Source organism: Candidatus Alkanophaga liquidiphilum (assembly GCF_053996935.1).
The window spans coordinates 1-11,292 of the sequence record NZ_JBMXYC010000058.1 but is presented as its reverse complement, the minus strand read 5'-3'; the positions used below and the strand labels follow the sequence as shown (position 1 = coordinate 11,292).

Here is an 11,292-nt window from a genome sequence, read left to right as displayed (position 1 = left end):
GCCTGAGATGCTTCGGGCACGAACAGTGCGCGACCGTCATCGATAAAATAAAAGCTATAGAGGGCGTCGAGCACGTGAGCACCCACCTCGTGCTCAGAACCTTCAAGGAGGAGCCGTATGTGGGATTATGAAAGCAAGCGCGTTTGCGGGCACAGAATGCAAAAACTACCTTAACCCCAAGACACGCACCGCCGCCTTTCGCACACGCTCTCTAACGGTCTCGGGTGCATAAACGCCGAGCCTCCGGCTCTCTTGAAACGCCCTTTCAAGCATGCTAACGACGACTGATACCTCGCTCAGGCTTCTCACCTCGCCACCGACCATGACTTTAGCCCGCCGCTCTTTTATTTCCTCGCTCTTTTGAACGTCGAGCAGCACGTACTCCGGGGCGACGCCAGCGGCATCCGCGATCTCGGACTCCAGTTTCTTAGCTTTCGCCTCGTCGCTTAGCTCCCCCAGGATGCCCTCATCAAGCTCACGCAGCGGCATGTAAACTGCTCTTTTAAAAAGCTTCCGCCGTTCGATTCTCATAATCATTTCCCGCGGGTAACCCCTGGCGTGCCGCATCCGCACGCACGCTTCGTAGTCGTCCATACTCGTCAACGAAGCTGCCTCAAGCTCGCCGCTCTCAATCATGCTCTCCAAACCTCTTACAAACATTATCTGGGCAATCCTACTGGTGTGATGGTAATAAACGGTCGGATACATCAGGAACCGTGAGAACAGCAAATACTCTGCGGGAGTTATTCCCTTCTCGTTTAAAACTAAGCTTCCATCTTGGAACTCAAGTCCTTGAATCAGCCTAACGTTATCAATAACGCCGTAGGCTACGCCCGTGTAATATGAATCCCGGAGGAGGTAGTCCATCTTATCAACGTCAATCTCGCCGTTCAGCAGCTTCGAAAGTTCTAAGTCGCTGCCCTTGACGTATTTTAATATTTTTCTTTTGTCTAAAGAATAATCTTCCAAGACCTCACATATTCCCAATTCAGAGCACCCAGACTCATGACTGCCAAAAATTATATCTTCGATATCCTCATGCCCCTTTCCGGTGTATTTTTTGATTAAAGGCTCCGTGACGTGCGAGAACGGCCCGTGCCGCACGTCGTGAATCAGAGCGGCGACGAGCAGCTCTTTTTCGTCAGGGATGCCAAGCCGCCTCAGCAGCAGCGAGCAAAGATGGAACACGCCGAGAGCGTGCTCGAACCTTGTATGGTTCGCCCCCGGGTAAACGAGGTATGAAAAGCCGAGCTGTCTTATGCGGCGAAGCCTTTGCATCTCTGCAGTGTCTATGAGCGCAAGCGCCAGCTCGTCAACTTCTATGTAGCCGTGTAACGTGTCTCTTATTACCTTTGTGCTCATGTTTTGCCTCTTTCTCCTTTTGAGCTCAGACGATATTTGGTTTACGGACGATATTTGATTACGTTCGTGGACGTTAGGCTGCTTCGGCAGCGGCGCGCTCCGGGACGCCGCCCCACCACCAAACCACACTCGCAGGCAGCCCGCCCAGGAACGCGGTCTTAGGATTTTCAATAACGCATCGAACGTCATCAAACCCGAAGCTGCACGAACCTGCTACCAAGCTCCGATAACCGTCGGCAGCTCGTCACGTGCTTTAGCTCAGCGGTCTCACAAGACTTGATATTAGCGCCCGTGCGAAAGGCGTTAGGCGTCCCCGTCGGACGCCATCGGCATGTAAAACGACACTCGCCATTTAAGCGTTAGCATCATACTTATAAAGTCCCACACACCTTCTCAAGCCTGAGGAATTAGCAGTGCCCCTTTTTAGAGAGGGAGCCGAACTTACGGCGAAGCTCGTAGCGTCGGATATCCGGCGGCGAACCGCACGTGGAACGGCGTCATCACGCTACAAATACCACCAAGCCATCTCGTGCCACCCGGCGACTACCACACCCATCTCGGATGCCAGCACGAGCGACCCTTGGTGGGGCTCCAACACCATCACATCATGCACGGCGGGCTCAAAGAAACGCCAAACGTCACTGTTTAACCTTTTCTTTTACGTCGGCAAGTTCCACGAGAAGCGATGCTTTTATATATAGGGTTCCAGTCGAAATGCAAACTCGAAGGAGAAGAGAGATTCCACAAGAGACGTTGGTTTTGAGCAGTGGAGAAGCCTCTGAAGACACCCCCCTTTGTTTCCACTGGAACTTTCCCACACCGCAAGACGATGGACTTCTTAGCAGATCGTTATGGAAACAAAGAAAATTAAGTATAACAAAAGATACAATGTCCAGGGGGGACCACAGCTCCCCCTTCAGTAATGTGCGTCTTATCAACTTTTAGCTCGATGGCATGAATTGTATCTGAATAAGGAGGGCGATGGCACGTGAGCAGATTGTTAATAGCTTCAATTTGAGTGGTATGAAGGGCGTTTTTATAAGTTGTTGATATTTAATTATTCTGTGGTGGGTTTTGTGTCGGAGTGAGAGTTGGGAGGTGTTGTTTCTTCTTCTGATGATGCTTTTTTGATTTTGGAGAAGTGTGGATTCTTTGAAGGTGTTGAGGTCTTTGCTTGCTGAGAGGTTGAATATGAGTGTTGATAGTGTGTTTTAGATGGTGTTAACTCTGATCAGCAGGCTAGGGATTTTATATTTTCTTTGGTTGTTGTTAAAGTTTTGGCAGGCGCTTCTGTCCGGTCGGTCGTGCGAACACTCCTGCTCCGTAGCCGTATGCCTTGGTGTTTGCAGTCCATGGCACATATTATTTTTTCTCTTGCGCATAGTACTATGGGGCTGGGCTGTTGGTTTATGAGCCCATTGCGTAATAGCAGAATGTTTCGCCTGCGTGGGAATATCGCAGTTTACTCTTTTGTTTTTGAACTTGCAATATTGTAGGGCTGCGTGTGTTGTTGTGAAAAGTATTAGGAGAAGGGTTATTGTTAGGTGTTTGGTTTTCGTAATAATATTAAGTTTTTGTAGCATTTAAAGGTTTTGGATGTCTAACATTGTGTTTGCGATGTTTTGGTTGAGGTTAGTCTTGAGTAGTTTTTTCGGTGTTTCTTTTATTATTTGACCTTGTTGGTTTAGAGTTATTGTTTTTTCGTAGGTGTATGTGTAGGGGGGATTGTCTGGTTCTGTCGTGAATTCTGTTTCTATGCTTATGGTGTATTGATATGTTATTTGTATTTGGCTGGTGTTGGTTTTTTGTGTGGTTATTTTGTTTATTATGTATGTTGTGTATGCTAGGTGTTCTTTTCCTGTGGTTCCTAGTTTGTGTTCTTTGCTTATTTGTTGTTGTATGATTTTTTTTATTTGGCTTTGTGTGAGCATTTTTGGTTAGTTTTTTATACTTTTATAAAAACCCGCCAGAAGCCCGCTGGTTTTAACCGGTGGATGGCGAGAAATATTAATAACTCTGGCGACGATGAAATATCAAGGGATGTTCCCGATGACGCTCTAGATGTTCTGGAGTAGAGGGAAGTGAAATAGGAAATAGTCCGTTGGATAAAGAGTTCGATGGGATGGGGAAGCGGTGAGTCCTCCGGCAGATGAGTCCATGAGCGAGAAGCAGCGGGCGAATGCTGGAAGCCACCTATTTCAAAGGTGGTAGTTTACTTGCCTTCACGGTATGAAGTGACGAAAGTATTACGAGAGCTCATAGAAAAAAGCGACAAGAGCGTTTGAAGGGGAGGCGTTGGAAAGGAGGTAAAGGTCGCCTTACGTAGATAAGCTTATATTTCCACATTCGACTACCGAAAGTGGGCTGGGTGGCGGCGAGAGAACTCTGCGTTGTATCGCCGACGAGCGGTAATACGGGATACCTACCCTTTTACGACGCAAAACCGAACCCGCTGAGATGCATTCAGTAAGAACAGGATGTCCTAACATAAACATAAAGAGAAGGTCGACTTATTTTTCGCATATCTCTGTGCTTAATTATAGCTCGATATTTGCCTAAGTGCGACGTATAACCTAAACCATAGTCAGATGTAATAATACATTTCTTCCTCCACAACTTCTTCTGTAATATTTTTGATTTTGTAATATTTGTTCTTGAGCACTACCTCGCCGTAATCGCGTTCGTAGTTCTCTATAATTCTTTTCATCCGCTCGTCAGCATCTTTAAGCTCCCCCTCAAAAATCGGGAATTCCGTCCTCTCCATTTTCGCTTTCAGCTCCTCACTTGCCTCGAGGTAACATATCACATTCAAACCTCCATACGAAATGCACATGGCTACGCTCCTTCCATTTTTGAAGCTCTCCCTCACAATCTTTACTATCCTTTTCCTATCAAGTGGATTGTTCCTGAATTTTATCCTCTCCGGCAGCATTTTTGGGACTATGACATATTTGACATTTATTCATTTTTATTTATTTGGGGAATGGCATGATATTGCAAGGCTCCAGTGGAAACAAAGGGGGGTGTCTTTGGAGCATTCTCCGTGCCCTAGCGCCCACATTTCCATTGGAAATTCGAACCTCCTTCGAGTTTGCATTTCGACTGGAACCCTATATATAAAAGCATCGCTTCTCGTGGAAATCTCTCACGGCATCTCCTCTACGCGCCTAATAACTTACTTTGTGCCTTTAATATCAATGCGAGGTCTTCCATACTTATCTTTTGGTCTTCAACAGCGTTAGCCACGCTCCTCAAGTCTTCTGCTTCCAAACACTCTAAATCTACAAATATAAGCTCACCTCTTCTCCCCCTTTCCAAATACACTTCTTGAGCGCTTGCGTTTATCAGAATCACGTAGCTTCTTACAACGCGTCCTCTATCCCTTATCACGAGCGTCAGCCCCTCAGGATATACGTCAAAAATTGGGAATTCGACCTTTATGCTCGCATTCATGATTTTTTCCTCCAAAGCCGCCAAGATTGCAAGTTTTTCCGCAGTTCGCTTTTCTATTAAGGCGTTCGTCAAGTTTGCGACCTTGTCCACGTCCTTTAAGACAGCATCGAGCGTTGTGGCGTAAGGCGTCAGCATGTCATAATGTTTACTTATCGTCTTTTGAGCGTCTAGCAGCGTAAGTGTCGTGACTTCGCCCGTTAAAACCTCTTTCAGCTCGTCAAGCTCCGTTTCGTAAGCCTTTACTGCGGGCTCCACCTCTTTTCCTTCTTCCACTGCCCACAAAATTTCAGCAAGCCGCTCCTCGAGGTTTGAGAGGTGGGCGCTCACGAGGGAGTTGTCACCGAAAGCTCCGCAAATACGGCATTTGACGCCATCGAAATATAAATCTAAGGGATAGAGATGGGAGTTTGGGGTGATAATGCCGGTGGCGCCGGCGGTTGCGAGCTTGACGCCCGCGATTACGGAGACGAAAACTATCAATGCCACAATTAAAACTTTCCTTGTGTTCTTCTCCGCGTCATGCTCGCTCATGCCGCCTCGCCTCGAAGATTCGTTGCTGAAGGCTGTGGTAGAGGATGAAACCCTCGGCGGCACGCTGCTCGGTCTTGGCGTCGAACGACACCTCCTTGGAAAGCAGATTGTGCGGCGAGCGGCGGGCGACGACCCTTGCGCTCCCCTTTTCGAGCTTCACCCGCACTTCGCCAGTAACTCGCTCTTGCGTCTTGTCTATGAAGGCGTTCAGCGCCTCATAGAGCGGGTCTATGATCAAGCCGTGGTAAACGAGCTCGCTCCACGCCTTGTCCACGAGTTCTTTGAACCTTAGCTCGTTCCTTGTCAGCACGAGCCGCTCCAAGTCCTTATGCGCCGTCAACAGAATCGTGGCGGCGGGGTGCTCGTAAATCTCTCGGGATTTGAAGCCGAGGACGCGATCTTCGAGGATGTCGGTGCGTCCGACGCCATGCCGCCCGCCTATTTCGTTTAGCCGCCTTATCAACAAGACGCCGTCGAGCGCTTCGCCGTTCAGCGCAACAGGCACGCCACGCTCAAAGCGTATTTCGATGATTTCGGGCTCTCTCGCCTTCTCAGGCGAGACCGTCCACTTGTAAATCTCCTCTGGCGGCTCGAAGTCCGGATCCTCAAGTTCGCCGCCCTCGATGCTCCGGTTCCAGATGTTCTCGTCCACGCTCCACCGCTTCTCCGCAGGCGCTTCAATCCCGTGCTCCCTCGCGTATTCCATCTCTTCCCGCCTCGTCAGATTCAACTCTCGTATCGGCGCTACGACTTTTAGATTCGCAGCTCTGAAGACGGCTTCGAAGCGTAGTTGGTCGTTGCCCTTGCCGGTGCAGCCGTGGGCAACTGCGTCCGCATTCTCCTTTAAGGCGACTTCCACCACCTTCCTCGCAATCAGCGGTCTTGCAATCGCCGTCCCAAGCACGTAACCCTCGTAGCAGCCGTTCGCCTTTATCAGCGGAAAGATATAGTCGTAAACATATTCTTCCTTTGCATCCATCAAGATGTGCTTGTCACTCAGCCGCGATCCTCGCGCTCTCGCCTCTTTTATGTCGGCAGGGGGCTGCCCGATGTCCACGGTCACCGCTATGACCTCGTCGAAGCCATAGCGCTCCCGTAACAGCGGTATGCAAACCGACGTGTCCAGCCCGCCCGAATACGCAAGCACTACCTTCATCTTTCCATCATCCCCTGCGCTCCCTCTTAAAGCCTGTATTCCTCCACGAGAGGCTTCGGCGGCAATACGAACACCGCCCTGAACTTCTCTGGGTCTTCGACCATTTCCTTCAGCTGCTTCTTCGTCATTTCCAACCCCTCCTTCACGTAAAGCGTCTCCACAGACTCTTTAATCTTGTTTGCCAGCTCTTTAAGTTTCTCCATCGCAGCATCTTCGTGCCGTTCGCAGTTCTCAGGGCAGCAGCGCCGTATTGTGTTCAACGCCTCCAGATATTCCAAGGCGGCGTTCTCGTTTAGGGCGGCGAGTTGCTCCTCAAAGCACCTCTTCAGTTCCTCGGTGCTCACCTCTTTGAACATCGGTATCGGACGGGCACCGCTTTTCACAGCAAGTATTAAAGCGACGTTTTGGAGATACTCTTGATAGGCGGCGTCTATGTCGTCCCGGGCGTTTGCGCTGTATATTATCTTCTGTTCTACGTTCTCAGCTGTTCGGCAAAGCTTGCAATACCTCTCGAAACGCTCTAACGCTTGGTAGAAATTTATGACCCCCTCTAAAGGCATATCTATTTTCACATACATCCCTCCGACAGCTTCAGCACGCCCTTCCATGCTCGCCGCCTTAGATTACCATAGTCTTACATAAATAACTCTCTACCCCAGATTCTTCGTCGAGCTTACAGGAGCCCATTTATATGGGACTTTCCCGAGTTTGAAAAGCAGTAGGGCGGAAGCCCGTGCGAGGCTTTCCAGCAAGAACGCCACGAGCAACTTCGGCAGCTCTTTCATCTCCACCATTTCAAAAGCCTCTATGAGGATAGCTTTGACGGAAACCGTAGAGGGGACGTAGCCGCTTATCTCTCGTAGCTGCAAATGCCCGATATGCACTCTTATCCTCTGCCTCAGAAACTCACGAACGCTCTCTGGACCCCTCATCAACGACGAAACGTCGCTCTGGACGATTTCGTAGCCACGCTGCCGCACCTCCTGCTCCACGAAAAGATCGTCGTTTATTAAACCCTCAGGCAGTTCCCCGACGAGCGACGGCCGCACCACATAAAACTCACCGGTGAGTTTTGCGTCTTTACGGGAAATGCGGAAGTGTAGCTCCCAGAGCAAGTGAGAGGCGAAGCCGCAGAGCGTCCGCCTGTCGTTCGTCGGAAGTGGGCGTCCACTCACCGCGCCCACCCCTTCCCCAAGATGCGTTAATAGTTTCCTGATGCCGCCTCGCTCTGGTAAATTGTCGGCAGAAAGCATCACAAGGGCGTCCTTATCTCGGGCCTCTCTCAAGATGATATTCACGGCGGCGCTCTTGCCACGCCGCTCTGGCTCTCGTATATGCTTTATTTTTCGACTTTTTTTGCAAAATTCCGCCACAATCTCATCAGTTCTGTCGGTGCAGCCACTTGTAACCACTATTATCTCGTCAACGCCCTCGTCAAGGAGTCTCCCCAACAATCTCCCGATGTTCGCCTCTTCGTTGTATGCGGCGACGCCTACCGCTACGTTCATCTCTCAATTATTTCGTCAGTGAAATTATATACAAATACCAAAATGCAAGTGGTGGCGCAGATGGACCTGGGGCTGGGAGACATGGTTGTAATCGTTACGGGCGGGGCCTCCAACATCGGCAGGGCAATTGCTTTGGGCTTCGCTGATGAAAAGGCGAACGTCGCAATTTTCGATATTGACGAGCCGCAAGGGCGAAAAGTCGTAAGTGATTGCTTGGAGCGAGGTGCGAAGAGCGCCGTTTACATAAAGTGCGACGTCTCCGACTACGAACAGGTAAGAAACGCCGTGAAGCAAGTCGTTGATAAATACGGGAGGATTGACGTCCTCGTGAACAACGTCGGCTGGAACGTGGACCAGCTCTTCTTGGAAGAGACGCCTGAGAAGTGGGATAAGGTCATCAACATTAACTACAAAGGCATGATTTACTGCACGAGAGCCGTTCTCGAGAAGATGGTGGAACAGAAGAGCGGGAACATCGTGAGCATCGGTTCAGATGCCGGACGCATGGGCGAATATATGGAAGGCGTCTACGCCGGGTGCAAAGCGGCAATCATTGGGCTGACGAAGACTCTCGCTCGTGAGGTTGGGCGTTATGGGATTCGATTGAACGTCGTGTGCCCGGGCCTTACTCTCCCCAAAAACTGGGAACAAGACGTAGGTGAGAAAAGCCTCTGGCACAGCAAGGAGATGCAAGAGCGGTTCGTGAAGCCTGAAGTCTTAGAGAAGATAAAAAAGGTATATCCACTGCGGAAGATAGGCACGCCCGAAGACGTTGCGTATGCGGTTCTTTTCCTTGCATCGGACAAGTGCGCCGGACACATCACCGGCCAGACGCTCAGCGTAAGTGGCGGCTACACCACGTTCTGACGCATTTAGAAAACTTTATTTCTATCCTTGGGAAAGGGCAAAAGTGAGGAGCCATGGAGTTCGAACTGACAGAAGAGCAGAAGGATATTAAAAATGCTGCTCGGGAGTTTGCGGAGAAGGAATACGACGAGACACGATTCAGGGAGCTAGACGAGAAGGAGGAGTTCCCGCTCGACATCTGGAAGAAGGCGTGCGAACTGGGCTTCGTCGGGCTTCACTGGCCTGAGGAATACGGTGGGCAGGGGCTCGGCTACCTCGACGGCGTTCTGGTGATGGAAGAGTTTGCGCGGGTGGACGTGGGGATGACATTTACGTTAGCCACGATTTTCGGCGCCGACATCATCTACCTCTTCGGGAGCGAAGAGCAAAAACAGAAATATCTGCCGCCGCTGTGCAAAGGCGAATGGATTTGTGGCGGCGCCTTCACCGAGCCCGACGCCGGCACGGACCTTTTAGCGGCAAAGACGTCAGCAGTGCTCGACGGTGATGAATGGGTAATCAACGGCAACAAGATGTTCATCACGAACGGCACGCATGCAAACTTCTTCGTGACGCTTTGCCTCACCGACCCCGATGCGCAGAAGCGCAGCGCACGGCACAGCATCATCATCGTGGAGACCGACCGCCCGGGTGTGGAGCGCAGCAAGATTCATGGAAAGATGGGCATCCGCCTCTCGGATACTGCAGAAATCGCATTCAAGGACGTCAGAGTCCCAAAGGAGAACCTCGTCGGGAAACGGGGTGCCGGCGCCCGACAGACGCTCACGTTCTTCGACATTGGAAGGATATGGGTTGCTGCGCAAGCCGTCGGCGCCGCTCAGGGCATCCTTGAGAAGACTATCGAGCATGTGAAGACGCGGCAAACGTTCGGCATGCCCGTAGCATGGAACCAGGACATTCAATTCAGACTTGCGAAGCACGCAACGTGGATAGAAGCCTGCAGAGCGTTACTTTATAAGGCGGCGTGGAGGATTGACAAGGGCGACTTCGACCCGACGCTTTCGGCAATGACAAAGTGGTATGCCGCCCGCATGGCGGTCGAGGTCATTGACGACTGCCTTCAGATGCACGGCGGCTACGGTTACATCAATGAATACCCCATAGAAAGAGCGTATAGGGATGTCAAAGTTCTCGAAATCTATGAAGGTGTCAGAGAAGCGGAGCTGATGACCATAGCAAGGTCCCTCCTCGCTTAATTTTTTACTTCTATTTTTTATCCAACTCTTTTCTGCCCGCCCACCGCTCCTATTTTTGGTTTATCATTCTGTGTCTGAAGACTTCAACCTTACCATTCCAACTATTTACAGTAAGTATTGAGGGTTGCCAGCGCCTGAAATAACGCATCGCAATTTCCTCAGGGTTATAGCGTCTTTTCGCATTCCTCTCGTTCATGGCATCCGTCAAAGATTTTTATTCGGAATTTGGATTTATCTCGTGAAGGGGCCTGCAAATCTCTTAAAGGCAATATCGTCTACGTAGAGAAGCGGATTAAAGAGACGGCATTAGCTCCTTAAACTTGTAAGTAGTTGGTCTGGAGCGCATTTATTACGCTTTCATTGCTATATCTCACGTATACCCTTTGCACCATTCATCATCCAGACGACGAAAGGATATATTTATCCTATCCAGTCCAACAGCGTTTGCTTCCTTGATGGGATACTAATCCTCTCAGAGAGCCTATCATTACAAATATGCCCGTGCACTAGCCATCGCTTTTAAGGAGTTAATAACTTCAACATCTCTTCACCTCACCACTTGCAGTCCCAGTTACATTCCCAAGGGTGGATAGTGATGGTATGTTTAAACAGGGCGTCTGTCAGTTTAAGCTCGTATTCGTGCTTTTGGATATATATTGTTCTCGTCCTCCTTCAAAATTGCATCTGCGATGTTAGTCGGATTGAGTTTTTAAGGGGTTGTCGGCAGCGGCGGCACCGAGGGTGGCGCTCGCTTTGATGAACGCGCGCCTGTCCATTCTAATCATATTCTGCAACAGAGACCTCTTTCCGTCCCTCCCGCAGAAGCCAATGCTACCGTGCTTAAGGTCCCTGCCGACGTATCCACGCTCTTTAAAAATCAAAAGATAGGGAAGAATTACCAGATGTTCCACATGAAGGCATCGAGGATGTTGTCCACAATGTTGTAGCTGAAGTTCAGCCTGATAAAAGGGCGCCGATACCGATAGTGATGCGTCGAATGCCACGCCCATAGCCGCCAAAGCTCTGTTTCTGAGAGGATGTGGGTTGTTAGCGCAAGCCATGGCTCTTCCTTGTGCGTGCGCCAGATATCCGGGGGTGCGAGCGGGCGGCACTCCTCGGCGCCGAAAACCTCCCCGTAGACCGCGTGCCCGCTCTTGAGCCGAAGCGGCTTTATCACGAGCGGGTAGCGTATTTGCTGCCGTGTGTTCCTCGAAAGCAC

The 11,292-nt window shown here is 50.3% G+C and carries 11 protein-coding genes; 3 read left to right on the top strand and 8 right to left on the bottom strand.

Going from position 1 to position 11,292, the window contains the following annotated elements; genetic code table 11:
* Positions 1-165: 165 nt before the first annotated feature.
* A complete protein-coding gene (locus tag ACXJJA_RS07710) occupies positions 166-1,362 on the bottom strand; it encodes an HD domain-containing protein (RefSeq protein WP_456487632.1) in 1,197 nt (398 codons plus the stop codon).
* Positions 1,363-1,775: 413 nt separating this feature from the next.
* Here ACXJJA_RS07710 and ACXJJA_RS07705 point away from each other — a divergent pair, with 413 nt between their 5' ends.
* A complete protein-coding gene (locus ACXJJA_RS07705; protein WP_456487631.1) occupies positions 1,776-2,063 on the top strand; it encodes a hypothetical protein in 288 nt (95 codons plus the stop codon).
* A gap of 882 nt (positions 2,064-2,945) precedes the next feature.
* Here the strand turns inward: ACXJJA_RS07705 and ACXJJA_RS07700 are convergent.
* The 6 genes from ACXJJA_RS07700 to ACXJJA_RS07675 form a co-directional block, all read right to left on the bottom strand.
* Positions 2,946-3,293, bottom strand: coding sequence for a hypothetical protein (locus ACXJJA_RS07700; RefSeq protein WP_456487630.1), 348 nt, complete (start codon positions 3,291-3,293; stop codon positions 2,946-2,948).
* 653 nt (positions 3,294-3,946) lie between these two features.
* Positions 3,947-4,294: a hypothetical protein gene (locus ACXJJA_RS07695; protein ID WP_456487629.1), complete on the bottom strand. Its 348-nt coding sequence runs from the start codon at positions 4,292-4,294 to the stop codon at positions 3,947-3,949.
* Positions 4,295-4,521: 227 nt separating this feature from the next.
* A complete protein-coding gene (locus tag ACXJJA_RS07690) occupies positions 4,522-5,346 on the bottom strand; it encodes a DUF5667 domain-containing protein (RefSeq protein ID WP_456487628.1) in 825 nt (274 codons plus the stop codon).
* Entirely contained in the window at positions 5,333-6,502 is a 1,170-nt protein-coding gene (locus tag ACXJJA_RS07685) for an argininosuccinate synthase (protein ID WP_456487627.1), read from the bottom strand. Before ACXJJA_RS07685 ends, ACXJJA_RS07690 begins: the two co-directional genes overlap by 14 nt.
* 26 nt (positions 6,503-6,528) lie before the next feature.
* Positions 6,529-7,110, bottom strand: coding sequence for a hypothetical protein (locus ACXJJA_RS07680; protein ID WP_456487626.1), 582 nt, complete (start codon positions 7,108-7,110; stop codon positions 6,529-6,531).
* A 42-nt stretch (positions 7,111-7,152) separates the two neighbouring features.
* Positions 7,153-8,010 (bottom strand): glycosyltransferase, encoded by an 858-nt coding sequence (locus ACXJJA_RS07675; protein WP_456487625.1) that lies wholly within the window; start codon positions 8,008-8,010, stop codon positions 7,153-7,155.
* Between the two features lie 60 nt (positions 8,011-8,070).
* On the opposite strand from ACXJJA_RS07675, the gene ACXJJA_RS07670 reads away from it, so the two are divergent.
* Positions 8,071-8,877: an SDR family NAD(P)-dependent oxidoreductase gene (locus ACXJJA_RS07670; protein ID WP_456487633.1), complete on the top strand. Its 807-nt coding sequence runs from the start codon at positions 8,071-8,073 to the stop codon at positions 8,875-8,877.
* Between the two features lie 53 nt (positions 8,878-8,930).
* The gene (locus ACXJJA_RS07665; protein WP_456487624.1) at positions 8,931-10,073 is read left to right on the top strand and encodes an acyl-CoA dehydrogenase family protein; all 1,143 of its coding nucleotides are present in this window, start codon (positions 8,931-8,933) and stop codon (positions 10,071-10,073) included.
* Between the two features lie 895 nt (positions 10,074-10,968).
* On the opposite strand, the gene ACXJJA_RS07660 is transcribed toward ACXJJA_RS07665, so the two are convergent.
* Positions 10,969-11,292, bottom strand: a 324-nt coding sequence (locus tag ACXJJA_RS07660; protein ID WP_456487623.1) for a hypothetical protein, incomplete at its 5' end; no start/stop codon positions are given.

Bases quoted from the DNA above. Each gene is read 5' to 3' on its own strand.
- ACXJJA_RS07685 (WP_456487627.1), bottom strand. From the start codon at position 6,502: ATGAAGGTAGTGCTTGCGTATTCGGGCGGGCTGGACACGTCGGTTTGC.
- ACXJJA_RS07680 (WP_456487626.1), bottom strand. From the start codon at position 7,110: ATGGAAGGGCGTGCTGAAGCTGTCGGAGGGATGTATGTGAAAATAGAT.
- ACXJJA_RS07675 (WP_456487625.1), bottom strand. From the start codon at position 8,010: ATGAACGTAGCGGTAGGCGTCGCCGCATACAACGAAGAGGCGAACATC.
- ACXJJA_RS07665 (WP_456487624.1), top strand. From the start codon at position 8,931: ATGGAGTTCGAACTGACAGAAGAGCAGAAGGATATTAAAAATGCTGCT.
- ACXJJA_RS07700 (WP_456487630.1), bottom strand. From the start codon at position 3,293: ATGCTCACACAAAGCCAAATAAAAAAAATCATACAACAACAAATAAGC.
- ACXJJA_RS07670 (WP_456487633.1), top strand. From the start codon at position 8,071: ATGGACCTGGGGCTGGGAGACATGGTTGTAATCGTTACGGGCGGGGCC.
- ACXJJA_RS07690 (WP_456487628.1), bottom strand. From the start codon at position 5,346: ATGAGCGAGCATGACGCGGAGAAGAACACAAGGAAAGTTTTAATTGTG.
- ACXJJA_RS07695 (WP_456487629.1), bottom strand. From the start codon at position 4,294: ATGCTGCCGGAGAGGATAAAATTCAGGAACAATCCACTTGATAGGAAA.
- ACXJJA_RS07710 (WP_456487632.1), bottom strand. From the start codon at position 1,362: ATGAGCACAAAGGTAATAAGAGACACGTTACACGGCTACATAGAAGTT.